The sequence below is a fragment of the Roseibium sediminis genome, from assembly GCF_008711325.1.
Classification (GTDB): Bacteria; Pseudomonadota; Alphaproteobacteria; order Rhizobiales; family Stappiaceae; genus Roseibium; species Roseibium sediminis.
Genome location: NZ_VXDB01000015.1, coordinates 13,959 through 40,848, shown reverse-complemented (window position 1 = coordinate 40,848; position 26,890 = coordinate 13,959). Strand labels below are relative to the sequence as shown.

Annotated in this window: 22 protein-coding genes; 5 read left to right on the top strand and 17 right to left on the bottom strand. The window is 57.0% G+C overall.

The genetic code is table 11. From position 1 onward, the window contains the following. Positions 1 to 63: 63 nt before the first annotated feature. On the bottom strand, positions 64 to 666 hold the full coding sequence (locus tag F0155_RS15425; protein WP_208999319.1) for a lytic transglycosylase domain-containing protein: 603 nt from the start codon (positions 664 to 666) through the stop codon (positions 64 to 66). 129 nt (positions 667 to 795) lie between these two features. Between F0155_RS15425 and F0155_RS15420 the strand changes: the two genes are divergently transcribed. Continuing rightward, positions 796 to 1,005 carry a hypothetical protein gene (locus F0155_RS15420; RefSeq protein ID WP_150525434.1) on the top strand — a complete coding sequence of 70 codons (210 nt, stop codon included), beginning with the start codon at positions 796 to 798 and terminating at the stop codon, positions 1,003 to 1,005. Positions 1,006 to 1,128: 123 nt separating this feature from the next. Here the strand turns inward: F0155_RS15420 and F0155_RS15415 are convergent, their stop codons facing one another. Both F0155_RS15415 and F0155_RS15410 read right to left on the bottom strand, forming a co-directional pair. Beyond that, positions 1,129 to 1,896, bottom strand: coding sequence for an N-acetylmuramoyl-L-alanine amidase (locus F0155_RS15415; RefSeq protein WP_150525433.1), 768 nt, complete (start codon positions 1,894 to 1,896; stop codon positions 1,129 to 1,131). Further along, entirely contained in the window at positions 1,893 to 2,585 is a 693-nt protein-coding gene (locus tag F0155_RS15410) for a molecular chaperone DjiA (protein WP_150525432.1), read from the bottom strand. The genes F0155_RS15415 and F0155_RS15410 overlap by 4 nt, the downstream gene beginning before the upstream one ends. Before the next feature lie 272 nt (positions 2,586 to 2,857). Here F0155_RS15410 and F0155_RS15405 point away from each other — a divergent pair, with 272 nt between their 5' ends. Next, entirely contained in the window at positions 2,858 to 5,059 is a 2,202-nt protein-coding gene (locus tag F0155_RS15405) for a putative bifunctional diguanylate cyclase/phosphodiesterase (protein ID WP_208999308.1), read from the top strand. Positions 5,060 to 5,107: 48 nt separating this feature from the next. Here the strand turns inward: F0155_RS15405 and arsH are convergent, their stop codons facing one another. The 7 genes from arsH to F0155_RS15370 form a co-directional block, all read right to left on the bottom strand. After that, on the bottom strand, positions 5,108 to 5,806 hold the full coding sequence (gene arsH, locus F0155_RS15400; protein WP_150525431.1) for an arsenical resistance protein ArsH: 699 nt from the start codon (positions 5,804 to 5,806) through the stop codon (positions 5,108 to 5,110). 1 nt (position 5,807) lies between these two features. After that, entirely contained in the window at positions 5,808 to 6,227 is a 420-nt protein-coding gene (gene arsC / locus F0155_RS15395) for an arsenate reductase (glutaredoxin) (protein ID WP_150525430.1), read from the bottom strand. Continuing rightward, positions 6,224 to 6,574, bottom strand: coding sequence for an ArsR/SmtB family transcription factor (locus F0155_RS15390; protein WP_150525429.1), 351 nt, complete (start codon positions 6,572 to 6,574; stop codon positions 6,224 to 6,226). The genes arsC and F0155_RS15390 overlap by 4 nt, the downstream gene beginning before the upstream one ends. Positions 6,575 to 6,728: 154 nt before the next feature. Next, entirely contained in the window at positions 6,729 to 7,265 is a 537-nt protein-coding gene (locus F0155_RS15385; RefSeq protein ID WP_208999307.1) for a winged helix DNA-binding protein, read from the bottom strand. Between the two features lie 27 nt (positions 7,266 to 7,292). Then, positions 7,293 to 8,597, bottom strand: a complete 1,305-nt coding sequence (locus tag F0155_RS15380) for a TRAP transporter large permease (RefSeq protein ID WP_150525428.1) — start codon at positions 8,595 to 8,597, stop codon at positions 7,293 to 7,295. Beyond that, a complete protein-coding gene (locus F0155_RS15375; protein ID WP_150525427.1) occupies positions 8,597 to 9,154 on the bottom strand; it encodes a TRAP transporter small permease in 558 nt (185 codons plus the stop codon). The genes F0155_RS15380 and F0155_RS15375 overlap by 1 nt, the downstream gene beginning before the upstream one ends. 70 nt (positions 9,155 to 9,224) lie before the next feature. Next, positions 9,225 to 10,220: a TRAP transporter substrate-binding protein gene (locus F0155_RS15370; RefSeq protein ID WP_150525426.1), complete on the bottom strand. Its 996-nt coding sequence runs from the start codon at positions 10,218 to 10,220 to the stop codon at positions 9,225 to 9,227. A gap of 318 nt (positions 10,221 to 10,538) precedes the next feature. Here F0155_RS15370 and F0155_RS15365 point away from each other — a divergent pair, with 318 nt between their 5' ends. Continuing rightward, complete coding sequence (locus tag F0155_RS15365) at positions 10,539 to 14,126, top strand: hydantoinase B/oxoprolinase family protein (RefSeq protein WP_150525425.1); 3,588 nt, start codon at positions 10,539 to 10,541, stop codon at positions 14,124 to 14,126. A 117-nt stretch (positions 14,127 to 14,243) separates the two neighbouring features. Here the strand turns inward: F0155_RS15365 and F0155_RS15360 are convergent, their stop codons facing one another. Continuing rightward, positions 14,244 to 15,728 carry a methyl-accepting chemotaxis protein gene (locus tag F0155_RS15360; RefSeq protein WP_150525424.1) on the bottom strand — a complete coding sequence of 495 codons (1,485 nt, stop codon included), beginning with the start codon at positions 15,726 to 15,728 and terminating at the stop codon, positions 14,244 to 14,246. Positions 15,729 to 16,060: 332 nt separating this feature from the next. After that, complete coding sequence (locus F0155_RS15355) at positions 16,061 to 16,849, bottom strand: HugZ family pyridoxamine 5'-phosphate oxidase (RefSeq protein WP_150525423.1); 789 nt, start codon at positions 16,847 to 16,849, stop codon at positions 16,061 to 16,063. 255 nt (positions 16,850 to 17,104) lie between these two features. Here F0155_RS15355 and F0155_RS15350 point away from each other — a divergent pair, with 255 nt between their 5' ends. Together F0155_RS15350 and F0155_RS15345 are read left to right on the top strand one after the other, a co-directional pair. Then, entirely contained in the window at positions 17,105 to 17,569 is a 465-nt protein-coding gene (locus F0155_RS15350; protein ID WP_150525422.1) for a BA14K family protein, read from the top strand. Positions 17,570 to 17,782: 213 nt separating this feature from the next. Continuing rightward, a complete protein-coding gene (locus tag F0155_RS15345) occupies positions 17,783 to 18,406 on the top strand; it encodes a LysE family translocator (protein WP_150525421.1) in 624 nt (207 codons plus the stop codon). Between the two features lie 9 nt (positions 18,407 to 18,415). On the opposite strand, the gene F0155_RS15340 is transcribed toward F0155_RS15345, so the two are convergent. The 5 genes from F0155_RS15340 to F0155_RS15320 form a co-directional block, all read right to left on the bottom strand. Further along, complete coding sequence (locus tag F0155_RS15340) at positions 18,416 to 19,501, bottom strand: DUF2336 domain-containing protein (protein WP_150525420.1); 1,086 nt, start codon at positions 19,499 to 19,501, stop codon at positions 18,416 to 18,418. Positions 19,502 to 20,081: 580 nt separating this feature from the next. Next, on the bottom strand, positions 20,082 to 20,690 hold the full coding sequence (locus F0155_RS15335; RefSeq protein WP_150525419.1) for an FMN-dependent NADH-azoreductase: 609 nt from the start codon (positions 20,688 to 20,690) through the stop codon (positions 20,082 to 20,084). A 225-nt stretch (positions 20,691 to 20,915) separates the two neighbouring features. Beyond that, complete coding sequence (gene metH, locus F0155_RS15330) at positions 20,916 to 24,644, bottom strand: methionine synthase (protein ID WP_150525418.1); 3,729 nt, start codon at positions 24,642 to 24,644, stop codon at positions 20,916 to 20,918. 190 nt (positions 24,645 to 24,834) lie between these two features. Continuing rightward, a complete protein-coding gene (gene metF, locus F0155_RS15325; RefSeq protein ID WP_150525417.1) occupies positions 24,835 to 25,749 on the bottom strand; it encodes a methylenetetrahydrofolate reductase [NAD(P)H] in 915 nt (304 codons plus the stop codon). Between the two features lie 2 nt (positions 25,750 to 25,751). Further along, positions 25,752 to 26,762, bottom strand: a complete 1,011-nt coding sequence (locus tag F0155_RS15320) for an ArsR/SmtB family transcription factor (protein ID WP_150525416.1) — start codon at positions 26,760 to 26,762, stop codon at positions 25,752 to 25,754. Between the last annotated feature and the right edge of the window lie 128 nt (positions 26,763 to 26,890).

Here is a 26,890-nt window from a genome sequence, read left to right as displayed (position 1 = left end):
AAAAGGCCTGCGGAGTGCTCTCCGCAGGCCTCAAGAATCGCATTTTGCAACTCGGATATTGGATCAGCTGCTGCCGATAATGGACTTCACCCGCTGGCAGTAGCGCCGGCTGACCGGGTTCATCCGCTTGGCATAGTGACCGGCATTGTAGCGCAGGATCGTACCGCAGACGTCACCGCCAGCCTTTTTGTAGGCACCTGCGAGATAGCGCATGCCCCATTCCAGATTTGTTTCCGGATGATAGAGCGCCTTCACGGAGCCGCGATACCCCATGCCACGCGCAGTTTGCGGACGGATCTGCATCAGGCCAACCTCACCGACGCTGCCACGAGCGCGGGAGTTGAAGTTGCTTTCCACCTGAACAACGGCCTTGGCAATCGAAACCGGTACACCGTGCTTTTGGGCAGCAGCACGAATAAGGGACGCATACTTGGACTTTCCGGCACCACCGCGCGGACTGGAGGACGCTTTTGCGGAAGCCGTCTTGCGAGGAGTGGTCTTGGAAGCTGTTTCGGATTTTTCGCCGGCAACGCTTGCAACATTTACGACGCGAATGACATCGCCAGAACGCGCTCCGGGATTAAGGACGGTGCCAACCTTTGAATCGTCCTTCTCAACGCTGGAAGCCTTCGCCACTTCCGGACGAACCAGTTCAGCCTGCGCCATACCAACGCCGCCGAGATTAAGACACACGAGCAGACCGACTGCTCCAGAGAGTTTTTTTGCTGTCAGCAATTGCATGCCGGACCCTTGTTGTTTTTCGTTTTTCGAACCTGATTTGATTGGCGGCAAGGAATGGCGATGGAGTGGGACGAAAATCAGCCCGGATCAATCACGAAACATTTCAAATTTTTACAAGAAACGGGGCAAAAACCGGCGGGTCTATTGTCAATTCATGCAGATATTGACGAAATCATGGCCGAACTGCGGCAAAACTCTGCAGAGAGCAGGCGAAATACAGGCAAAAGAAATCTTGCACCTGAGGCAGCCCGAAAAAAGGACTGAGCGAGGGGAAAACTAATCTGATTCTCGCAATACGTGAACTGGCCATCGAGAAATATCCGTACACAAATCCTTGAGGGCGCAAATGCCCTTTCAGGTGTTCCCCGGCATCAAAAGCACAAGTGCTCAATCATCCAGCGAGGGCAGAGCGGAAAGCAGCTGATGCAGCGTCACAAGGGTTGACTGGTCAACGATCCCGTCGACAAGCACAGGTCGGAAGTGACGCTGGAATGCGATCACGGCATATCGGGTCGCAGCATCGAAGGTGCCCGACACATCGACATCATATCCGTAAAGCGCGAGCATTGATTGCAGGGCTTCAACCGGCTGACCACTCTCGCCTGCCTGCATCATGATGTTACCGGCCAGGACCGGGGCAGGCTCCACATAGTGACCGATCCCGCTGGCAGCCAATTTCGCCCACGGAAACAGCTCGCCCGGGTCTTCCTTGCGTTCCGGCGCGATATCCGAATGGGCCAGAACCCGCCAGGGTTTGATGCCATGTCGCTGGCATATGTCCTTGCACAGATCCATGACCGCCTCGACCTGCGGCTCCGGAAATGCGCGATACCCATGCTCATGACCGGGATTGACGATTTCAATTCCGATTGAGCGGGAATTGATGTCGCGGTCCCCTTTCCAGAAGCTCTTGCCTGCATGCCAAGCGCGCCGGGCTTCGGGAACACATTGCACAATGCTGCCATCCTCATCGACAACATAATGTGCTGAAACCTCGGCTCTTGGATCACAAAGCCGCTTCAAGGCGTCTTCGGCAGTCGGCATCCCGGTGTAATGCAGGATCAGCATGTCAATCGGAGCACCGTTCAGTCGCTCACCATGATTTGGCGAGGGACGCAGGCGCGCGGGCACTCCGGTGTCGGTCTTCACGCTCATATTCCGCGCTCCAGGGCAATCTGGGACCAGGCAGCATTCAACGCCGCAAGTCTGTCATTGGCGATGCGGACAAACTCCTCCGGCACCCCGCGCGCGATCATCCGGTCAGGATGTGTCTCCATGACTTCCCGGCGATAGTGGCGTTTCAACTCTTCGTTAGACGCATCTGCCCCAAGTCCGAGAACTTCATAAGGATTGCCCTTTTCGCGTCCATGGCGGGCAAGAACGCGGGAGAACTCGCGATCATCCAGCCCGAAGACCCGGCCAACCTGTGAGAGAAAGACAAGTTCCGAATCGTGGAGCACACCGTCCGCCTTGGCGATATGAAAAAGGCCGTCCAGAATATCGAGAAGTGTCTTGCGATCATAAGGGAACAGGTCAGCCAGCTTCTTGGCATAGACGTCAAATCCGGCAACATCCTGCTGTGCCAGATTGAAGAGGCGGGCAACGTTCTTTTCTTCCCGTTCGGGAACATCGAACAATTCTCGGAAGGCAATGATCTCGTCGGTGGTGACGACGCCATCCGCCTTCGCCATCTTCGCGGACAAGGCAATCATCGCAACTGTAAAACCGACGGAACTCGTGCCTTCAGGGCGGGTAAGGACCACCTGAACCAGTCTGTCGATGATCTGGGCGCCACCGCTACCAATTGCCGCAACGATAGTCCCTAGGCTCGTCCAGACACTCACGAAATTTCCCTTACACTCTTCAACGTAAAATAAAGGTTCGGACAAGGTTTTGCCGATACAAGCCCATCTCGAACCTACAGAAACATGGTTTTAACCACTGTAGCTCATAATCACCAGCATAGTTGCAATTATGGATGATCCGGCAGGGGATATTTGTTCATTGCCGGTCCGCAATTTTGACCTGCGGCTCGGTAAAACTGGCCAAATCTTCAGTTTCGAGAAACCAATGCAGTTTATGTTTTTAAACAAGGGCGTTTGTACAGAGTACCGGGATGAAAGAAGCAACAAAGCGGCAAAGTGTGCTCCACTTCCTGGTGGCCATGTCTGTGGTGGTCATGCTCGGTCTGGGCGTCATCGGCACAAACATCTACATCTCGAACTCTCTTTTCCGTGTCGGACTGGAGCAAACGGTCAACGCCAATCTCTCACCCGTACATCTCGCTAGGGCAGCCAGTGCAAAATCCGATCCGGCGGAACAGTCGGAAGCGGAGGGGCAATTCGGCCTGAGGCTATCGAGTGCTTCAAATGACCTGCACGATGTTTCGACGGACGAGGACCTGACGGGACACGACGCATCAATAGCCAAAACAATCACGGCCATTTTCGGGACCAATAGTATCCTGATCAAGGATGTCGTGGCATTCGACGCCAATGCCCCTGTCGATGAAAAGCTGGCGGCCATTCAGCAACGGCTGCCGAAAGCCGAAGCCCGTTTCAGCGCGCGCCACGTTTCTCCGCTTGCGACCCAACAAGCGTACGAAGGACTTATCGACGCGCGGAAACCGTTCGTAACAATCGAGACCGACTTCTCCAGCAGCATCAAGCCGTTTGCCCTGATTTCCATACCGGTTCTTGATGCTGAAGGCCACAATGCTGGCGGTCTCGTCTATCTTACAGACCAGAGGTCTCTCCTCAACAGGATCGGGAGCGTGCCGTTTATCGGCATCATCATGATCGGGGTTTTGTGCGCTGCCTCGGTGCTGTTTGCCATCCTGATCATCTGGTATCGGTACAAGGATGTGGTGAAGGTCAACCGGGACATGGAGTTTCTGGCCCACCATGACACCTTGACCGGCTTGCCAAACCGCGCCGTCTACAACGCCAAGCTCAACGAAGGGCTACGGCTTGCGCAGGCAAAGGCCAGCAACATGGCCGCAATGCTGATCGACGTCGACAAATTCAAGGAAATCAACGACACCTATGGCCATGGTACCGGTGACATTTTCCTGCAGATCATCGCCGATCGTCTGCGAGAGAACTTCAAGGACCACCTGGTTTCCCGCCTGTCAGGCGACGAATTCGCCGTGATGGTGACCACCTATTCCGATGTTGCACGCCTGACGAAACTGGCTGCCGACATGATTGCCGCGACCGATCAGCCCTGTGTGATCGACGGCAAGGAAATCAAGATTTCGCTGTCCATCGGCATTGCCCGGGCAAGTGACGGCAGCTGGCGCGCATCCCGTCTTTTGCATTGTGCAGACCTTGCGCTCTACAAGGCAAAGCACTCGGGACGCTCCACCTTTGTCTGGTATTCACCCGAGATGGACGCAGACGCCCTCAAGCGCAAGGAAATCGAGGCTGACCTCGTCAAGGCGCTGAAGTTCGACCAGTTCAAACTGTTGTTCCAGCCACAATATTCGCTCGTGGAGAATCAGCTGAAGGGCTACGAGTCCCTGATCCGTTGGGAGCACCCGACAAAGGGTTCGATTTCACCGGAAGTCTTCATTCCTGTTGCGGAAGACACAGGCCTCATTCAGGAAATCGGTGACTGGGTTCTCAACCACGCGTGCATGGAAGCCGCCCGATGGCCTGACCGATCTCTCAAGGTCGCCGTCAACGTCTCCCCCGCACAATTCATGGCCGGCAAGACCGAGGTCAAGGTCAAGAAAGCCCTCGAAATGTCAGGGCTTGAGCCATCCAGACTGGAAATCGAAATCACGGAAAGCCTGCTGATTTCCAACCCTGACGCTGTAGTGGAAACCCTTCAGCGCATCCACGACATGGGCGTCTCCATAGCCATGGACGACTTCGGAACAGGCTATTCGTCCCTCAGCTATCTGAGCCGCTTCTCCTTCGACAAGATCAAGATCGATCGCTCGTTCATCCAGGACCTTGGCGAGCAACCGAGCCTTGATGCGGTCGTCACTGCGATTATCGGCCTTGGCCACTCCCTCGACGTTCAGATCACCGCCGAAGGTGTGGAGACAGAAGAGCAGGTCATCCTATTGCGTTCGGCTGGTTGCCACCTCGTTCAGGGCTTCCTGTTCGGCAAGCCGGGAACCGTTGCAAGCCATGAGGCAAAGAGGTCGCAATTCCAGCGTTCTCCGATCACCAGCGACGGCAAACTCAAGCGCTACCACAGCGCAGAAGAGATCGACGACGCTGCAATGGAAGAGGAAGAAGTCATCTATCCGCAGGACCATGTCGGCGAACCCGACATGCTTCCAGAACCCCTGCGGGCCAACGCCTGAGCCGGGAACGAACAGCCCGGCACTTTCATTCTGCCCGCAGTTGCTGAGTTAGCCTGCCTCTGCGGCCCGCTTGTCCTTGTTTTCCGAATAACGTTCGACGAGATAGTCCGTCTTGCCGCGGAGCAGCAGGGTGAATTTCACCAGCTCTTCCATCACATCGACCACCCGGTCATAGCGCGGTGACGGCTTCATTCGTCCATTCTTGTCGAACTCATTATAAGCCATCGGCACGGAAGACTGGTTCGGGATGGTGAACATCCGCATCCAGCGACCCAGAATGCGCATCTGATTGACCGCATTGAAAGATTGCGAGCCGCCAGATACCTGCATGAGTGCCAGCACCCTGCCCTGCGTTGGCCGAATAGCGCCAATACTAAGCGGCAGCCAGTCGATCTGCGACTTCAGGATGCCTGTCATCGCGCCATGGCGTTCCGGTGAACACCAGAACTGAGCCTCGGACCATTGCGACAGCTCCAGAAGCTCGCGAACCTTGGGGTGATCCTTTTCGTCGCTGTCGGGTTGGGGCAAGCCTTCCGGATTGAAGATGCGAGTTTCCGCACCCAGATGTTCCAGAAGGCGTGCAGCCTCCTCCACGAGCAGACGGCTGTAGGACACCTTGCGTATGGAGCCATACAGCAGCAACACGCGCGGCGGGGTGTTGATGATTTCTCCCCCGAACAAACGTTCGCGGTCGATGAGAGGAAGCAGGCCTTCCGGGACGTTGGGAAGATCGGAACCGGCAGCCATGCTATTGACCGCCTGCGTCCGAGGCCGTTGATACGACTTCCCCATCTTCCTTCACAAAGCGTTCGATCGCATTCGGGAGAAGATCGAGAACCAATTCCGAAGGGCGGCACAGGCGAACGCCTTTCTCGCTGACCACGATCGGACGATTGATCAGGATCGGATGCTCCATCATGAAATCGATCAGCTGATCATCGCTCCATTTATCTTCGCCCAACCCGAGCTCGGCAAATGGCGTGCCCTTTTCCCGCAGAACGTCACGGACCGGGACCCCCATCTTCTCGATCAGGTCAACAAGCGTTTCCCGGGATGGCGGCGTCTTCAGGTATTCAACGACCTGAGGCTCCTCTCCGCTTTCACGGATCATCGCAAGGGTGTTGCGGGACGTGCCGCAATTCGGGTTGTGGTAGATGGTTATGGTCACGGACAGCAGCCTTTCTCGGCATCGGTAGACATTGAACAAGGGTCAGGCAGGCAGATGTCGGGATGACCTGCACAGCAATCCTGCATAAGGAAGAACAGCAATTCCCGCATCTGGTCGAAGCGGAGAGAATAGAGGATCTTGCGCCCGTCCCTCTTCGTCTGAAGGAGCCCACTGCGTTCCAGCGCGGACAGGTGGAATGACATGCGCGTGGGAGCAATTTGCAGCTTTTCCGCAATAGTGCCCGAAGGCAGGCCTTCAGGTCCGGCCTTTACCAAAAGGCGGAAAGCTGACAGGCGGTCCTTGTGCGCAAGAGCTGTGAGCGCGTCTATGGCAAGATCTTCATTCATGATCCAACACTACAAACATATTTGTAGCATTGGATCAAGAACTAACTCGCCATGCAGCAACGCCCTTTTTGGGAAAACTGGCATTCAGCAAAGCAAGCCAAGCTTCGCAACGCGGCGCTGTGGCACCAGCATGGCTTAGCCGGAAATTCGGAAATTACATGGCTGCTGCGGCGCGGGCGGCCTGATCATAGTGACCAGAGACGAGGCGCATCGTTGCTGCAATACGCGACAGCTCCTGCTCGTCCAGACGTAGCCCCTTGATCGGTTCCACCAGCAAGGCCTCGCGAATGCGGCGATACTCAAGGCACGCCGCTTCCCCTTCCTTGGTGATTTCCGCCGTCTTCTCCTTGCCTCGACGACCCGCTTTTGTCAGTCCGGCCTTTTCAAGCTTCTTGAGGGCATAGGTGACCGTGTGCGTGTCCTCGATATTGAGAACGAGGCAGATATCGGAAAGGGTCTTGGCGCGGCCCCGGTGGTTGACGGAATGAAGCACCAGAGTTTCCAGCGGGCTGAGTCCATCCAGTCCGCTGGCAGCCATGCATCTCACCATCCAGCGATGATACGCATTGACCATCATGGTCACTGCGAATTCCACCTCGGACAGCGCAGGCATTGCACCCGACGCAAGATGAGCGGCAGAAACGACGGGGCCAAAAGGCGGCTTTGTTTCCTGTTTGGTCGTCTCACTCATCCAGCATTCTCCAAATCAGACGGTCTGTCAGCTGCTTAACATCTTTTCCGGCAGCCACAAAGCGAGCTCCGGGAATGCGACGATAAGAACGACGGCCAGAACCATTAAAAGGAAGAACGGCAATGCCATGACCGCAACTTTAAAGATGTTATGCCCCGTCATGCCTTGAAGCACGAACAGGTTGAACCCGACAGGCGGCGTGATCTGGCTCATCTCGACCACAAGCACGAGATAGATGCCGAACCAGATCAGATCAAACCCAGCACCCTCCACCATCGGCAGGATGACCGACGTCGTCAGAACAACAACGGAGATCCCGTCGAGAAAGCAGCCCAGGACGACAAAGAAGAGGGTCAAGGCAACCAGCAGCGCAATGGGGGAAAGCTCCATGCCGCCGATCCAGCCAGCAAGTTCACGCGGTATCCCGGTATAACCCATGGCAACAGTCAGGAATGCTGCACCGGCCAGAATGAACGCAATCATGCAGGATGTGCGTGTTGCGCCCAGGAGCCCGTCCACAAAGCTCTCCCGGTTGAGCGTTCCCGAACCCCAGGACAGGACAAGAGCAAGGAGAACACCGATGGCAGCTGCCTCGGTTGGTGACGCAAGACCGGCGTAAATGGACCCGATAACCCCGGTGATCAATCCGATCACCGGAAACAGGCGCCGCGTTGCGATCAGCCTTTGCCCGAGGGGTACATGCTCTTCGCGCTCCGGCATCTTGTCGCGATTCAGCATGGCCCAGATGGCAACATAGCTCATGAACAGGACACAGAGCATCGCTCCGGGCAGAACACCCGCCATGAAAAGGCGTGCAATCGATTGTTCGGTCGCCGCGCCATAGACAATGAGGATGATGGACGGCGGGATCAGCAGCCCCAGCGTTCCGGACCCGGCAAGGGTTCCGATAGCCATGCGCTCGTCATATCCCCTTTGCCGCAACTCGGGCAGGGACATACGGCCGACAGTCGCCGTCGTGGCGGCAGACGACCCGGACACGGCAGCAAAGATCCCGCATCCCAGAATGTTCACATGCAGGAGGCGCCCCGGAAGATTGCGCATCCATGGCGACAGACCGGCAAACATGTCTTCCGAGAGACGTGAGCGATAAAGAATCTCGCCCATCCAGATGAACATCGGCAGGGCTGTCAGATCCCAGGAGTTGGCAGCGCCCCAGACGGTCGTGGCCATGACAGCCCCGGCAGGCACGGGAACCAGCAGCATCATGGTGCCGATCGCGACCGCAAATAGGGCAACCGCTACCCAGATGCCGGTTGCAAGAGCGGCCAGCATGCCCAGGCCAAGAAGAAAAGCAACGAGAGAAAGATCCATTATTCCCTCCCCTCGATCAAATCCTTGTCGCCAAGGGACTCAAAGCTCGGCGCATTACCCAAGGCGGTGGTCACAAGGTCATCCAGCAGCGAGATGGAAAAGACGAAAAGGCCAAATGTCATGATGGCCTGCGGATAGACCAGCGGAACCGGGATAATGCCAACAGACACTTCGTGATAGAGATGGCTGTCATAGGCAAGCAGCCCCGCATTCCATGTGAAAAAGCCGGCAAGCACGAACGCAACGCCCAGACACCAGACATTCAACAAGCGCGCAGTTTTGTCGCTGACCGCCTGCAACAGGATCGTCACCCGGATGTGGTCGCCAAGCCGCAGCGTCCCGGCAAGCGCAAGGAATGATGCCCCGACCAGCAGAAAACCGGCGAATTCGCCAAGAGACGGGATTTGAAGACCGATCGGCTCGAAGCCGAAGGCTTTGCGAGTCCCGTCGATAAGGCGCCCGAAGACATGAAGAATGACGAGACTGGCTATAGTGATCAGGCAACAGGCGGCCATGGCCGTGGACACGCTATAAAGCGTGTTCAAGAGCTTTCGCATCGTCTCCCCCCAAGGTGACGGATTTTGCTTTTGAAAAAAGGCGCCGCCGAAGCGACGCCTTCAGGTCGGCTTAGTTGTTGTAGGCGTTCAGGATTGCATCACCGGTCTCACCGGCTTCCGCCTTCCACTCGGCAGACATGGTCTCGCCGATGACGCCAAGGGCAGAGAGCAAGGCTTCACTGGGAACGACCAGCTTGATGCCGTTCTCGACCATCACGTTGGTCTTGTCCTTGGTTTCTGTCTTGGAAGCTTCCCAGCCGCGGGTTTCTGCATTTGCAGCAGCTTCCATGACGGCAGCCTTTTCGGCATCGGACAGGGCGTCAAAGGCGCTCTGGTTCACGAACACCATGTTCTTTGGCAACCAGGCCTGGGTGTCGTGATAGTGGGTCAGGAAGTCCCATGCCTTGGAATCAGCACCCGTGGACGGTGAGGTGATCATCGCCTCGACACGGCCGGTGGAGAAGGCAGTCGGAATATCCGGCACTTCCACCTGTGTCGGGACGGCACCGGCCAATTGGGCCAGACGCTCGGTCGCCGTGTTATAGGCGCGGAACTTCAGACCCTTCATGTCGTCGCCAGTGGCCAGTTCCTTCTTGGCGTAGATGCCCTGCGGCGGCCACGGCACGGAGTAGAGAAGCTTCAAGCCCTGTGCAGCGAGCTTTTCTTCCATCGCCGACTTTGACGCCTGATAGAGCTTCCAGGCCTTGTCATAGGACGGTGCAAGGAACGGGACCGAATCGACGCCGAAAACGGCATCTTCATTGGAAAGACGGGAAACCAGAACTTCGCCGATCGGAGCCAAGCCCTTGCGAACAGCATTCTTGATTTCCGGATGCTTGAAGAGAGAACCTGCGGAATGCACCTGAATGTTGACGCTGCCGCCGGTCTTTTCCTTCACTTCATCGGCAAAGCTGATGATGTTCTGGGTGTGGAAGTTGCTGTCTCCATACGGAGTCGGCATATCCCATTTTGTTTCGGCTGAAGCGGATGCGATGCCGGCCAACCCCATGAGTGCGGCAGCCGCCGCCGTCAGCATGGAATTGCCGAAGATCTTGGATTGCATCATGAATTCCTCCCATGCAGGCTTCTTTTATCGGTGCCCAAACGACGGCCTGCGACTGGTTGCGAAACGAGCACGAGGCAACACTATTCTTATAAATTGAAAATGTCAACATTTTGTCATCATAATGCGATTGATATACTCCAGTGCCAGTTTCGCTGAATTTCCTGCGCAACGGTTTGCCCCCCCCTTGCAGGGGCCGTCTCGGCCCAAACAAAAACCCTGCGTCATCAAGAAAATTTTATATCGACATTTTATCGATAAAATGATTATGCTGTTTCAGGCATCTCATTTGAGAGCGAAAAAACAAGCTGGAGGACCGTGATGAGTGGCAAGTGGGATTTCTGGATCGACCGTGGCGGCACGTTTACCGATATCGTCGGTCGGGCGCCGGATGGCTCCATTCACCCTCACAAGGTTTTGTCGGAGAACCCGGAAGCCTATCGCGATGCCGCCATTCAGGGCATTCGTGAACTCATGGGCCTGAAGGACGGCGCCAAGATCCCGTCGGATCAGGTCGCCACCGTAAAAATGGGCACCACCGTTGCCACCAATGCGCTGCTGGAGCGCAAGGGCGAGCGCACAGCCCTGTTCATCACCAACGGTTTCCGCGACGCTCTGGAAATCGGCTATCAGGCCCGCCCGGACATCTTCGCCAAGGAGATCATCAAGCCGGAACTGCTTTACGAGTCTGTGTTCGAGATTGTTGAGCGCGTACGTGCAGACGGCACGATCGAGATTGCTCTCGACGAGGGTGCAGCCCGCAAGCAGATGAAGCAGGCCTTCGACGACGGCATCCGCTCCATCGCAATCGTCTTGATGCACTCTTACGCCTATCCGGCGCACGAGCAGGCGCTGAAGGCGATCGCGGACGCGGTCGGTTTCCCGCAGATCTCCGTTTCTCACGAGACATCCCCGCTGATGAAGCTTGTCGGCCGCGGCGACACGACCGTGGTTGACGCCTACCTGTCTCCGATCCTTCGCCGCTATGTGAACCAGGTGCAGGAAGAATTGGGACAGGGTCCGCGCCTGATGTTCATGCAATCTTCGGGTGGCTTGACGGCAGCCGACCTCTTTCAGGGCAAGGACGCCATTTTGTCCGGCCCGGCAGGCGGCGTTGTCGGTGCGGTCGAAACCTCCAAGATGGCCGGGTTCGAGAAGATTATCGGCTTCGACATGGGCGGCACATCCACCGATGTCTGCCATTTCGACGGCATCTACGAACGTGCCTTTGAAACGGAAGTGGCTGGCGTGCGCATGCGCGCTCCGATGATGATGATCCACACCGTTGCAGCTGGCGGCGGCTCCATCCTTCACTACAAGGACGGCCGGTTTCAGGTTGGCCCGGACTCTGCCGGTGCTAACCCTGGCCCTGCCTGCTACCGCCGTGGCGGCCCGCTGACAGTAACCGATGCCAATCTCATGACCGGCAAGCTGGCACCTGAATTCTTCCCGAAGATTTTCGGTCCGGGCCGCGACGAGCCACTGGATGCGGAAGTGGTCCACAAGAAGTTCAAGGCCATGGCCGATGAGATCGGCGACGGTCGCACGGCAGAGGATGTTGCCGAAGGCTTCCTGAAGATCGCGGTCGAGAACATGGCAAACGCCATCAAGAAGATCTCGGTCCAGCGCGGTTATGATGTGACTGAATACGCCCTGACCTGCTTCGGCGGAGCCGGTGGCCAGACCGGGTGCAAGGTGGCTGACTCCCTCGGCATGACCACGGTGATCCTGCATCCCTTCTCCGGCATTCTGTCGGCCTATGGCATGGGGTTGGCCGACATTCGCGCCAACCGCCAGCAGGCCGTCGTGCGCACTCTTGAAGAAGGCGTTCTCGCAGTTCTCGACGCGTTGAGAAACGAACTGGCTTCCCAGACAGAAGCTGAGCTGGAACGGCAGGGCATCAGCGCCTCGGATCGCCTGACCCACACCACCGCTCATCTTCGCTACGACGGAACAGATACACCGCTGCCCGTGCCGCTTGGCGGAATTGAGGAGATGCGTACGGCCTTTGAAGACGCACACCGCAAACAGTTCGGTTTTGCCTATGAGAACAAGCCGATTGTGGTGGAAGCGCTGGAAGTGGAAACTTCTGGTGGTGGCGCAGGTCTCAGCGAACCGGATTTGTCGCTGGTATCAGGCGCAGCCAATCCGACCAGATCCTCACGCATGTTTGCCGACGGAGAGTGGCGTGAAGCGGGCATCTTCAAGCGTCGGGGCCTGAAACCCGGCATGAAGGTCGAGGGTCCTGCATTGATCATGGAACCGCACGCGACAATCGCGGTGGAAGACGGTTGGCAAGCCGAAATCAATGCCAAGGACCACGTTATCCTGCGCCGTATCGTTCCGTTGAAACGCTCTCTGGCAATCGGCACCAAGGCCGACCCGGTCATGCTGGAAGTGTTCAACAATCTGTTCATGTCTATCGCAGAACAGATGGGGGTCACGCTTCAGAACACCGCCTATTCGGTAAACATCAAGGAGCGTCTGGACTTCTCTTGCGCCGTTTTTGATCGCAGCGGCGCCCTGGTCGCCAACGCACCGCATATGCCGGTTCACCTTGGCTCCATGGACCGTTCAGTCGAGACCATCATCAAACTGAACCAGGGCAAGATCAAACCGGGCGACGTCTTTGCCCTGAATGCGCCCTATAACGGCGGTACCCACCTCCCCGATATCACGGTCGTATCGCCGGTATTCGATGACGATGGCGGGGAAATCCTGTTCTGGGCGGCGTCTCGCGGTCACCATGCTGATGTCGGCGGCTCTGCGCCCGGCTCCATGACCCCGCGTGCCACAAGCGTGGACGAGGAAGGCGTTCTCTTCGACAATTTCAAGATCGTCGATCAGGGCCGGTTCTGCGAAAAGGAACTGGTGGAACTCCTGACGAACCACGCCTACCCGGCCCGCAATCCGCACCAGAACGTTGCAGACCTCTCCGCCCAGATCGCCGCAAACGAGAAAGGCATTCAGGAACTGCGCAAGATGGTCACCCATTTCGGACTGGACGTCGTTCAGGCCTATATGGGCCATGTGCAGGACAACGCGGAAGAAAGCGTCCGCCGTGTCATCTCGGCCCTCAAGGACTCCGAGTTCGTCTACCCGACAGATCAGGGCGCCGAAATCCGCGTCAAGATTACCGTGGACAAGGAAAAGCGTGAGGCAACCGTCGACTTTACCGGTACGAGCGAAGTGAAGAAAAACAACTTCAATGCGCCGGAACCGGTCACACGGGCGGCTGTTCTTTATTGCTTCCGCGTGATGGTGGAAGGCGACATCCCGATGAATGCGGGCTGCCTGAAGCCGATCAACATCATCATCCCGGAAGGCTGCATGCTGCGCCCAACCTACCCTGCAGCTGTTGTTGCCGGGAACGTCGAAACCTCCCAGCATGTCACCAACGCGCTCTTTGCCGCGCTGGGAGCAATGGCCAATGCCCAAGGATCGATGAACAACCTCACCTTCGGCAACGAGACCTATCAGTACTATGAAACGATCTGCTCCGGTTCACCGGCAGGTCCGGGTTTCAACGGCACCGATGGCGTCCATACGCACATGACCAACTCCCGCCTGACGGACCCGGAAATCCTAGAATTCCGCTTCCCGGTCCTGCTTGAGGACTTCCACATCCGCAAGCGCTCCGGCGGGCGCGGCAAGTGGAAAGCGGGAGACGGCACGCGCAGAACCCTGCGGTTCCTCGAACAGATGGATTGCTCGATCCTCGCCTCTCACCGCACCATTCGCCCGAAAGGCATGGAAGGCGGCGAAGACGGACAAGTTGGCCGCACGGAGGTTCGCCGTTTGGACGGTCGTATCGAGGTGCTGGCAGGCTGCGACCAGACAGTTCTTGAGCCCGGAGAAGCCGTGACTGTGGTCACACCCACCGCTGCCGGCTGGGGAACGCCATCCTGATGGTCCTCAATCGGGGCTGTTGAACAAGCAGCCCTCCTGAAACAGAAAAAGGCTGCGGATCGGGAATTCTGATCCGCAGCCTTTTTTGATGAACAGTCAGCTTTGATGCGCGGCCAATCAGGCGATCATGCGCGACGCTTCCTTGACTGTCTTGGTCTTCATTTCGATATCGCGCGCCGCTTCGGAAATGCTTTGCATGTTCGTATTCACGACATCCACATTCTCGGCAGCACTCTGCATGTTTGAGGAGATTTCGCGGGACGCGGCTTCCTGCTGCTGAACAGCTGCCGAGATTTCCGACGAAATACCGTTGATCTGGTTGATGATCTCCATGATCGTCTCGATCGCCGTCACGGCCTGACCTGCAGTGTTTTGCACAGACGCGATCTGCGAACCGATGTCTTCCGTGGCTTTGGTTGTCTGAGACGCCAGACTTTTCACTTCCGATGCAACAACCGCAAAGCCCTTGCCCGCCTCACCGGCACGAGCCGCTTCGATCGTGGCGTTGAGGGCCAGCAGGTTGGTCTGGTTAGCAATGCTGTCGATCAGCTCAATCACCGTGCCGATCTCCTGTGCATCCGCCGACAGACCTGCCATGATCTGGTTTGACTGATCCGCTTCGTCAACAGCCTTGCGGGCAACTTCGCCTGCCAACTGAACCTGACGGCCGATTTCTGCAATCGAAGCCACCAGTTCTTCCGACGCGGCCGCGACCGTCTGCACGCTCATAGCTGCCTGGCTGGAGGCTGAAGCCGAGACGCTCGAGCGTTCTGCCGCATCCTGAATCCGGTGGGATACTTCATCCAGATCGATATCGATCTGCTTCTGCGTCGCCTGACGCCGCATGCGATCCTTCACCATGTCGGTGATGTCAGTTGCGAACTTCACCACCTTGAACGGCTTGCCCTTCGGATCAAGGATCGGGTTGTAGGTCGCCTGAATCCAGATTTCCCGCCCGCCCTTGGCAACCCGCTTGAACTCACCGCCCTTGAACTGCCCGGATCGCAGATCGTTCCAGAACTGCTTATATTCCTGCGACTGGACAAGCGACGGCTCACCAAACATGGAATGATGCTTGCCGACGATTTCCTCGCGGCGATAGCCCATTGCCCCGAGGAAGTTGTCGTTGGCATCAATGATGGTGCCGTCCAGCTCGAAATGGATCACGGCCTGAGACCGGTTGATTGCGTCCAGCTGACCAGCCGCATCTGCAGCCTTCCGCTTGGCGTCAGTGATATCGGAGGCGATCTTGACGACACCGGTCACCTTACCCGAGGAAGACAGGATCGGATTGTAGGATGCCTGAATCCAGATCTCGGTGCCATCCTTGGTAAAACGCGGATACTCGCCTGAGTCAAATTCTCCGCTGCCGAGTTTTCGCCAGAAATCCTTGTACTCCGACGATCTCGCGTAGTCCTTGTTCACGAAGATGGAATGATGTTTGCCCTTAACCTCTTCAAGGCGATAACCAACCGCGTTGAGGAAGTTCGGATTGGCATTTACAATCGTCCCGTCCGGAGTGAATTCAATGATAGCCTGAGAACGACCGAAGGCTTCCAATATGGCACTCGCATTGGAGGAGCCAAACAGTTTTTCGAACATGGTCTACATTCGCCCTAACCGGATTAATTCAAATAACCTTAGGTCAAAAACGACTTATATTCAGTTAAGACAGAAACACTCGATCAAATTTTTATGCGACGGAATTATATCTATGAATACAATGAAGTTATATTGATAATATACTTTAATATCGGCAAAATTCACAAGCTATCAGCAAGTAATATTTCGCAATAAACATTTCCTATGAGTCAATTTTATCTGCAATCCAAATACAACCTCAGGCAGGTATTTGACAAATGTCGAAGGTATTCACCTACGGGGTTATACGTAGAAAGTAATCCCATCAAGTTCGCGACTCATTACTGGGGAGGCTACGATCGATCACTCGCAATCAGTCTGGCTTTCGCGGCAAGTGCAACCAGCTCCGCCCTCAAGTCAGCTGGATCGTTCATGGGAGCGTCAAACCACACCCGGCACACCCGGTCACCGGCAACCATGTCGATACCTTCCAGATCCAGTCCGGACAGGCGCCAGCTGGCTTGCGGTGCACGCGCCAGTGTTTCCGCATATAGCTTGACCGCGTCGGAGTGATCTTCGTTCATGTGCGCAACTGCCCCTTCTTCCCAATCGAAGAAAGAACTCACGTGGTCCCCTGACAGAACCAGATCTTCGGTGGCCAGCTCATAAGCCTTGCCAAATCCGCCATTAAGGCTCGCCTTCACAATTTCTAGGCGGAAGAACGAGAAATCGCCAAAATCGACATAGAGCTCCGCCTTTGGATGACGGGCCAGATACCGGCGACGGAGCCGCGCATGATCCGAAGAACCGCGCTCGACGCGGACCGCTTTCGTAAAGAGAGTGATGCGGGCATGTGCCAACGGATCTCCCTTCCCCGGCTCCCCACATAACAGGGAGCAACGCGGGTCGGCCAGAATAGCCGCAGTATGGCCTGAGAGGGTAGATGTCAAAATCGTCGGTGTGCCATCCAGATCGGTCGCCAGGGCCACACGGCTCGACAGGGGATGGCCGGTTCCCGGCTCCAGTGCGGCAAGAGCTGCATAGCGCGCCGTCCGCACAAGCTCCTTTGCCAGTCGACGAGCCTCATCATCAACCGCTCTGAGAACATCGGTTTTCTTCTTTTCAGGAGAACTCTCGACCATGGGATTCGTCCGATTGTTAGAAAAAACAACGTGATATTGATTTATTTTTCGCCCGCGAGCAATGCAATTTCGCAGAAAAACCCTTTTATTTCAATGAGTTTCACCAGGGTAAATCAAACATGAACACCAGATGAACAGGCATATCAGAACCGGTTCAGTGACGATGCGGCACTTTGCAGTCATCAGATCACGGCAGCGCGGTTCGCGGCGCAGGAAAAATCCGAAACCGGCCTGCTTCGAATGGAGTGCAAGACAATGAAGACCCTGACCAAACGGTTGATGGCTGTTGCCCTATCAGGGGCATTGTTGGTTCCCACATTGCAGGCAGCAGAAGCTGGCTCCCGCCATCGCGACGGCTGGCACGGCCCTCGTTACCATCAGGACCACGGCAACTATCGCCGTCACCGCGGCAACAACAATGTCGGCGTTGCCGTCGCCGCAGGTGTCATCGGCCTCGCCGCCGGAGCCATTCTGCTCGGTTCGACAAACCGCCGCGAATACATCGCGCCGCCCGTCAACCACTACCGGCCTGTAAATCCGTATCCGCCGGTCACACACAATTACCGCCCGGCCCCCGCACCTGGCTACGTCTACCAAAATGTGGGTTATCAGCCATGGAGCCCGGCCTGGTACCAATACTGCTCGGCAAAATTCCGCTCGTTCAATCCGAATACGGGGACTTACACCACGTATCGCGGTGAGCAGAAATTCTGCCAGTGAGGCGCGCTCAGGTCATTTTTGAGGGTGAGTGGACCTGACCAACGTTTAAATGACCTGTACTGCCGGAGAAGGGCCGTACCCCGCCAACGGCCCTTCAACGCCTCTCTTCTCCAGCTTTCCATTTATTTTCCAGTATCACTTCACTAGATTGCAGCTTGTCAGCCGTCCCCATGCCCCGCATAACGCTTGGGAAGTTTTTGAAAGACGGCAAGAATGACCCTTGAACTCTATTCTGCATATGTCGTGGCAACACTGGTGCTGCTGGCCATCCCCGGCCCCACCATCATGCTGGTGATCAGCTACGCGCTTTCGCAAGGCCGGAAGTCGGCTACAGCCTGCGTTCTTGGCGTTGGGCTGGGAGACGCGACGGCGGCAACTGTCTCTCTTCTGGGTCTTGGTGCCATCCTGGCGACATCCGCTGCCCTCTTTTCCATTTTGAAATGGGTCGGAGCTGCCTATCTGTTCTGGCTCGGCATCAAGATGTGGCGCGCAAAACCGGCCGCCCTTGATGCGCAGGGCACCGAGGGGCACACCTCGCGCCGCGTTTTCATGCACGCCTTCGTCGTTACTGCGTTGAACCCGAAAGGCATTGTCTTCTTCATGGCATTTCTGCCCCACTTCATCGCAGAAAGGGCCCCGATAGCCCCGCAGTTGGTCTTGCTGGGCTCCACATTCGTCATTCTGGGAATTCTGAACGCTGCAGTCTACGCCCTTGCCGCTGCTGAGGTCGGGCAGCGTTTGAAGAGCCCGTCAGTTATCAGCGTCATCAACAAGGCGGGCGGTGGGTTTCTGATGGCTGCGGCCGCAATAACCGCAAGCCTGCAAAGGGCGGGCTGAAGCCTCGCCTCAAACGGCGACCTGAGGGTCCTTGCGGATGACGGATTCCTTGATCGCCTGCAGGGAGCGCACAGCCCCCTCCACACTCAAGGCTCCGAAACGTGTAACGGCGGCCTTGAGATCCGTCCCATCAAGCTTGAGCTGTTTTGCCCGCAAGGCAAGAATGTCGTTGAAGGCCGGGCCTGTGACGCCATTTGCCTTGCACAGGATGATCAGCGCCTTGTCGCTATCGGAATAAACCAGCTTCGAGACCGCAGAGACCGGCAGATTGCTCATGCGGGCCAGCAGGATGCCAAGCTCGGCGGACCTGTTCGATCTGGCAAACAGACGAACCGCCTCGTCCACCTCCATCTTGCCAGCCTGAACGTCGGTGATGATTTCCTCGGTTTGCACCCGGTTGCCTTCAAGCCCCTGAGATCGTGCCATGACCTCTTCGGCAGCGCGGCCCGCCATGACGGCGAGCAGGGCTTCATTCGCACCAAGCTGACTGATTCTCTGGCACAATTCCTCCGACAGCATCGGCACCAGCACCTGAGCAACATCTTCCGGCAGATCCGTGCGGCGTACCAAGGCAGACTGAATCTCCACACTGGCCTTCGCCTTCTCGACCAGACGATGGAAGCTTTCGCTGGCAAATCTTGCGCCCTCGTTTTCAGCCACTTTGGTCAGAACAGCATCATTCCCCCGGTCGACAAGAACTTCCGTGACAGCTTCATCGATTTCGGGGCGACCGGCGATCGCGTCCAGATGGTCCATCGAGCCATCGCGCGCGAGATCGACAAGCGTGTCGCTTTCAAGAACAGGAGACTGCTCAAGCACAGGGCGCGCTATTTCAATGTCATCGCGCGCCAGTTCGACCAGGAGGGCATTCGGAGCAGCCCCATGCGGACCGATACGAACTGCGAGCGCAGCCCGCGCCTCGTCTTCAAGCTGTCCCAGAACCGCCATCACGATATCACCGAACATCAGGCTCACCTGCTCGACGTGATCCTTGTCGGCTGACAGGAACATGTCGGTCAGGGCGCTGACGAGGCTCCGGCGCCCGCTGGCGCTCTTGTCCTTTGCAAATTCAGCGAGTTTTTGAAAACTCAGCATTCTGCAGCCACTCCGAAGTTGCAGACGGTGATGGTCCCATTATCCAGAAGGACCTTAAGTTTGGCCTTACCTTGGCAAATCTTATACACAGCTTTCGATGCATCGAGAAAACTCTCAAGGTTTGTATAAGCGGCCGTTAACTTTTTAGGACATTGAGGATGGAAAATGCACACCGGGCATTCCGCGCCTGCCACAGGTGTTAACCCCTTCATTTGAAATGATTTACGCCAAAAGTCGCAGTTTTGATAACGCTTGGACAGCACCTGGATTGATGCATTGCACAACGTTTTTCGCTTCGCTTTCACGCGGCTGTCACATAATCTACGTCCGTCGTTAAGGTACGCGGGAGGCCCATTATGACCCAAGCACGCAGCCTGAACATGATCGCAATCGCTCTGGCTTTTGCATTCGTAGCGGGAATTGTGGTCGGAATTATCTAAACCGGCGACGACCGTAAATAACTCGTTCCATAAGCTTTGTTCCCCGGAGTCTTTGCAGGGTGCGTAGGTCCTGCCCGGGCACTTGTGAGAACACCGGCAGATAGCTTCTGCCGGTGGTTTATTCACGCGAGCGTCTGAAGTCAGGCAGCAGCCTGAACGGCCTGATCTATCTGGCTGAGCGCAGTGGACTTTCGGCTACCGTCCATCATCAACTGGTCGGCGGAAACGAACGTCACATCGTGAATGCCGATAAAGGCGAGCACATGCTTCAGATAGCCAGAGGCAAAATCCACATCGGAACCGATCTTGGTGCCACCAGATGCAAGCAGGACATAGGCCTTCTTGCCTTCCAGAAGTCCGACAGGACCGTTCTCGGTGTATTTGAAGGTGACACGCGCACGCGCCACAAGATCAATCCAGGCCTTGAGACTGGCAGGAATGCCAAAATTATGAACCGGCACGCCAAGAACCAGCGTATCGGCAGCCTTCAGCTCTTCAACAAGCTCATCAGACAGGGCCAGCGCCGCCCTTTGCTCATCTGTCCGGGCTGTATCCTCAGTGAAGTTTGCAGCGATCCAGGTCTCATCAATCACGGGCAAACCCTTGGCCACATCGCGAACAGCCACGCTCGCGCCCGGCGCCGCCTGCTGCAAACGTGTGACCAATTCGTCCGTCAATTCGCGGGTAACCGATCCATTTGTTCTGGCAGATGCATCAATCTTCAAAATTCGGGGTGCCGAAGCAGACATCATTTTTCTCCAACCGCCTGAAACAGGCGTTCTACTGTTCAAGTCAGCTGAAGGTAATTACGCACTCGACAGACCAGTAGGCTTGTTTGAGTGAACAGTCTGTTTTCAGCAGCCCCTTAGATTCATGGTGCCCCCGGCGAAGCCCCCTGAGGCACGCAGGCAAAAAAAGACCGGAGACACCTGACGCCTCCGGTCCAATTCAAAAGCAGTTTTTGAAGCTGCGGATTATTCAGCTGCGATCAAGCGCGCCGGGTCGTAGTTGAGGATCGGCGCAAGCCAACGCTCCGCATAGGCCAGATCCCAGCCCTTGCGAGCCGCATAATCTTCCACCTGATCCCGCTCGATCTTGCCAACGCCGAAATAGTGGCTGTCGGGATGACCGAAATAAAGACCGGAGACGGATGAGCCCGGTGCCATCGCATAGCTTTCCGTCAAACGGATACCGGTGAGGCGTTCCGCATCCAGCAGACGGAACAAGGTGTCCTTTTCCGTGTGATCAGGCTGGGCCGGATAGCCGGGGGCCGGGCGAATGCCCTGATACTTCTCGGCAATGATCTCCACATTGCTGAGGGTCTCGTTTGCAGCGTAGCCCCAAAGCTCGGTGCGCACGATCTGGTGCAGCTTTTCGGCAAAGGCTTCTGCCAACCGGTCCGCCAGAGCCTGACTGAGGATCTTGTTGTAGTCGTCCCCAGCTTTGGCATAGCGACCCGCCAGCTCATCTTCTCCGTGGCCCGACGTCACCGCAAAGCCACCGACATAGTCTTTCAGACCACTGGCTTCAGGCGCGACAAAGTCGCTGAGGGCCAGATTGGCGCGACCGCCCGCCGTACGGGTCATCTGCTGGCGGAGGGTGTAGAACGTTGCCAGTTCCTCGGTGCGATTATCATCCTTGAAAAGAACGATGTCATCGCCCCGCCCTGCAGCGGGCCACAGGGAGGCGACGCCGCGTGCAGTCAGCAGTTTCTTCTCAACAATCTCGTCCAGCATCCGCCGCGCATCGTCATAAAGAGCCTTTGCCGCCGGGCCGTAGCGATTGTCGGTCAGAACCTCCGGATAACGTCCCTTGATTTCCCATGTCGAGAAGAACGGTGTCCAGTCGATCATCGGCACCAGATCTTCCAGCGGGAAGTCGTCAAAGGCCTTCGTGCCCAAAAGCTTCGGCTTGACCGGCTTGTGGGTATCGAAATCCGGCTTGAAAGCGTTATCACGCGCGGCCTCGATGGACACGCGCTGGGTGTTTCCGCGAGACGCGGCATGCTTTTCGGCAATAGTCGCGTATTTCCCGCGCACTTCCTCAAAATAGGGCGTGCGCTGGCCTTCACTCATCAGGCGCGAGGCAACCCCCACCGCACGTCCGGCATCGGTGACATAAATTGCCTGACCGCGGGCATAATTCGGATGGATCTTGACCGCTGTGTGAATTTCAGACGTCGTCGCGCCGCCGATCAGCAACGGAACATCCAGCCCTTCGCGCTCCAGTTCGGCTGCCACATGGCACATTTCATCCAGCGACGGTGTGATCAGGCCGGACAGACCGATGATATCGACCTTTTCCTTCTTGGCGACTTCAAGGATCTTGGCAGCCGACACCATCACCCCGAGATCGATCACCTCGAAGTTGTTGCACTGGAGCACAACGCCGACAATGTTCTTGCCGATGTCATGCACATCGCCCTTCACCGTTGCCATCAGGATCTTGCCGTTCGACGAGACGCCCTCAAGGCCCTGCTCTTCCTTTTCCTTTTCCATGAAAGGCATCAGGTAGGCGACGGCCTTCTTCATCACACGGGCAGACTTCACCACCTGCGGCAGGAACATCTGGCCCGAGCCGAAGAGGTCACCAACGACGTTCATGCCGTCCATCAACGGACCTTCGATCACATGCAGCGGACGATCGAACCGGGTGCGGGCTTCTTCGGTATCTGCAACGACATATTCGTCGATGCCGTTGACCAGCGCATGCTCAAGCCGCTTGGCAACCGGCAGCTCGCGCCAGGACAGGTCCACTTCCCGCTTCTTGCCTCCCTCGCCTTTCCAGCGCTCGGCAGCTTCCAGCATGTTGTCGGTCGCGTCCGGCGTGCGGTTCAGAACCACATCCTCGCAAAGATCGCGCAATTCCTTCTCGAGCTTGTCATAAACCGCCAGCTGACCGGCGTTCACAATGCCCATGTCCATGCCGTTCTTGATGGCATGGTAGAGGAATACAGAGTGCATCGCCTCGCGAACGCCCTCATTGCCCCTGAAGGAGAAGGAAAGGTTCGAGACACCGCCCGAAACATGGGCATGCGGCAGGTTCTTGCGAATCCAACCAGTCGCCTCGATAAAATCGACGCCGTAGTTGTTGTGTTCCTCAATCCCTGTCGCAACCGCAAAGATGTTCGGATCGAAGATAATGTCTTGCGGCGCAAAGCCGACCTTTTCGGTCAGCACCTTGTAGGAGCGCTCACAGATCTCGATCTTGCGCTGGAAGGTGTCGGCCTGCCCCTTTTCGTCAAAGGCCATGACCACGACAGCTGCACCATAGCGACGGACAAGCTTGGCCTGCTGGATGAACGCCTCTTCGCCTTCCTTCAGCGAGATGGAGTTGACCACGCCCTTGCCCTGCAGGCACTTCAAGCCTGCCTCGATGACGGTCCACTTGGAGCTGTCGACCATGACAGGAACCTTGGCAATATCCGGTTCGGCCGCCATCAGGTTCAGGAATGTGACCATGGCCGCTTCGGAGTCCAAAAGCCCCTCGTCCATGTTGACATCGATGATCTGCGCGCCGTTTTCCACCTGATCGCGGGCGACCTCCAGCGCAGTCGAATAGTCGCCTTCCTTGATCAGCTTGCGGAAGCGGGCGGACCCGGTCACGTTGGTGCGCTCACCAACGTTGACGAAATTCACTTCCGGGGTCAGCGTGAACGGCTCAAGGCCTGACAGGCGCATGTGAACCGGCGGCACCGGCACCACGCGCGGAGCCTTGTCCTTCACAGCTTCGGCAATTGCCCGGATATGCGCCGGCGTGGAGCCACAGCAGCCGCCCACCATGTTGACGAGGCCCGCATCTGCGAACTCCGCAATCAGGCTCGCCATGTATTCCGGGCTTTCGTCATACTCGCCAAACTCGTTCGGCAGGCCGGCATTCGGATAAGCACAGACAAGCGTGTCGGCAATTCGGGAGATTTCGGCAAGATGCGCGCGCATTTCCTTGGCACCGAGAGCGCAGTTCAGGCCGATGGTCAGCGGATCGGCATGACGCACCGAGTTCCAAAAAGCTTCCGGTGTCTGGCCGGAGAGCGTGCGCCCGGAAAGATCCGTAATGGTTCCGGAGATCATCACCGGCACCTTCCCGCCCCGCTCCTCGAATACTTCCTCAATGGCAAAGAGCGCCGCCTTGGCATTCAGCGTGTCGAAAATGGTTTCAACCAGCAGAATATCAGCGCCGCCATCCAGAAGGCCACGAACGGCCTCGGCATACGCAATGCGCAGATCATCGAAGGACACGGCGCGATAGCCCGGATTGTTTACATCCGGCGAAATGGAGGCCGTCCGGTTGGTCGGGCCAAGCGCTCCGGCCACAAAGCGCGGACGGCTTGGATCTTTCGCCTCAACGATATCGCAGGCCTCACGGGCAAGCTTCGCGCTTTCCACATTCAGTTCATAGGCCAATGCTTCCATGCCGTAGTCGGCCTGGGCGATGGTGGTCGACGAGAACGTGTTTGTCTCGACAATGTCAGCACCGGCTTCCAGATAGTCGACATGGACCTTTCGGATCGCATCTGGAAGGGTCAGGCTGAGGATGTCGTTATTGCCCTTCAGATCGGACGGCCAGTCCTTGAAGCGTTCGCCACGAAAATGCTCTTCCTGCAATTTCAGAAGCTGAAGCTCGGTCCCCATCGCGCCATCCAGAACGAGAATGCGCGACTCCGCCGCCTGACGAATACGGTCAAAAGCGTCTGATGTTTTCACCGGACTGTCCTTCCAAGGGATCTTTGTCTGCCGGGCGCACGCATGAGGTGCGGCGCGCCAGCCTTTGAATTGAAGAATGTTGGTGCCACTTGTTCCCCGCGACGGCGAAAGGAGCAATTGGCAAAACCCGTTTTCCCGGCTTATTGCACAAATCACCCTTCAAAACGAAGGGTTGCAATCGCCAAGGCCGTCACGCCGCAGCCTGGGCCTGCTCGACAACGCCCATGCCGAGCATCCGGCAGATGGCATAGGTCAGGTCAGCCCGGTTCATGGTGTAGAAGTGGAAGTCTTCCACGCCACGGTCGACAAGGTCCATGACTTGTTCGCAGGCAATGCCCGCCCCGACGAGCTTGCGCGTTTCCGGATCATGCTGCAGGCCTGCAAAGCGACGGGCGACCCACTCGGGGATAGACGCGCCACACTTGGCCGAGAAGACCATGGTCTGTTCGAAATTGTGGATCGGCAGGATGCCCGGAACCACCGGGATCGTGATGCCTGCCTTTTGCAGACGCTCGCAATAGTCCTCGAACAGATCGTTGTCGAAGAAATACTGGGTCACGATGCGGTCAGCACCGGCATCCACCTTGCGCTTCAGATTGTCGATTTCCATGGTCCAGCCGGAACTTTCCGGGTGGCGCTCCGGATACCCGGATACGGAAATATCGAAATCGGCAATCTTCTTGATCCCCGCAACAAGATCCGACGCATAAGCATAGCCCTGTGGGTGCGGCTTGTAGACTGCACCAATCCCTTCGACAGGATCACCGCGCAGCGCAACGATGCGGCGCACACCCATCTCCCAGTAATCCTTGAGGATCGCATCGATTTCGTCCCGAGACGCGGCCACACAGGTCAGGTGCGCTGCCGTGTCGAGCTTGGCTTCGTTGAGGATGCGATCAACAGTCTTGTGGGTGCGCTCGCGCGTCGTGCCGCCCGCGCCATAGGTCACGGAAACGAATTCCGGCTGCAGCGGAGCAAGGCGCTCAACGGTTTCCAAGAGGCTTTCCGCCATTTTCTCACTCTTCGGCGGGAAGAACTCGAAGCTGGCCTTGATCGGGCCCTGAAGGTTCTGGCGAGACCGGCGGAGGGGGTGATTGGAAGACATGGTTACGCAACCTCTTGGGCGGGAGTGGCCAGCGGCAGATCGGTGATGATGCGGCGATCGCGGGCAAGCCAGAGTGTGACAGTGAGTTGTGTGTCGGCGCCGGTCTGGGGCTCCAGGTCGGAAACAGCTTCCAACTCCAGATCCAGGGTATCCAGCCAGCGCTTCATGTGGTCGCGGGAGATCCCCAGACGCCGATGGGCGTGGGCTTCCCGCAGGAATTCAAGGTTATGTGGGGCAAAGTCGATCACCAGCAAACGGCCGCCCGGACGCAACGCACGGGTCGCCTCGGACAGGGCCCGCTGCGGATCATCGAGAAAGTGCAGCACCTGATGGACCGTGACGAGATCGAAAGAGCGCGGCGGCACGTTCAGGGCGTAAATGTCACCATGGCGGACCTGCGCCTTGGAAATTCCGGCGCGGGCAAGGTTTGCACGGGCAACGGCAAGCATGTCATGCGAGGCATCAATCCCCAGGCCAGACACATAGTGATCGGAGAACAGCTCCAGAAGGCGGCCCGTCCCGGTTCCGAGATCGAGATAGGACTGAAACGGCTTTTCGCCGACAATCCGCAGCATGGCCGCTTCCACATCACGGTCGGACGCATGAAGGGACCGTTCCTTGTCCCATGTCAGCGCCTTCTGGGCAAAGAAGCTGGCAGCCTCTTCGGCCTTGGTCTTGCGCAAACCGGCAAACCGTTCGCTATCGGCAGACAGAACTGCATCCCCTTCGCTCATGCGGGCGACCACATCGCGAGCCAGTGCGCCGCGCGGACCATCGGCCAAGCGATAAAACACCCAAGAACCTTCGGGAAACCGCAGGATGACACCAGCCTCGGTGAGAAGTTTGAGGTGACGTGAGATGCGCGGCTGACTTTGACCGAGGATCGCAGTGGCGTCCTTCACGGTCATTTCGCTTTCCGACAACAGGGAGATCAAACGCAGGCGCGTTGCCTCACCTACCGCCCGAAGGACGGCCAGGGTGTCGTCAACAGAAAGGGTTTGGTCGCTGGTCATTCGCACTCACTGGATATTGATATAAAGATATCTTTATACGAATAATCTAGATGAAGCAAGTTTCATTTTGCGCACCGGATGCCCGAAAGCCCCCGCCAAGAGGCTTTTCCGGGCATGACCAGTCCGTC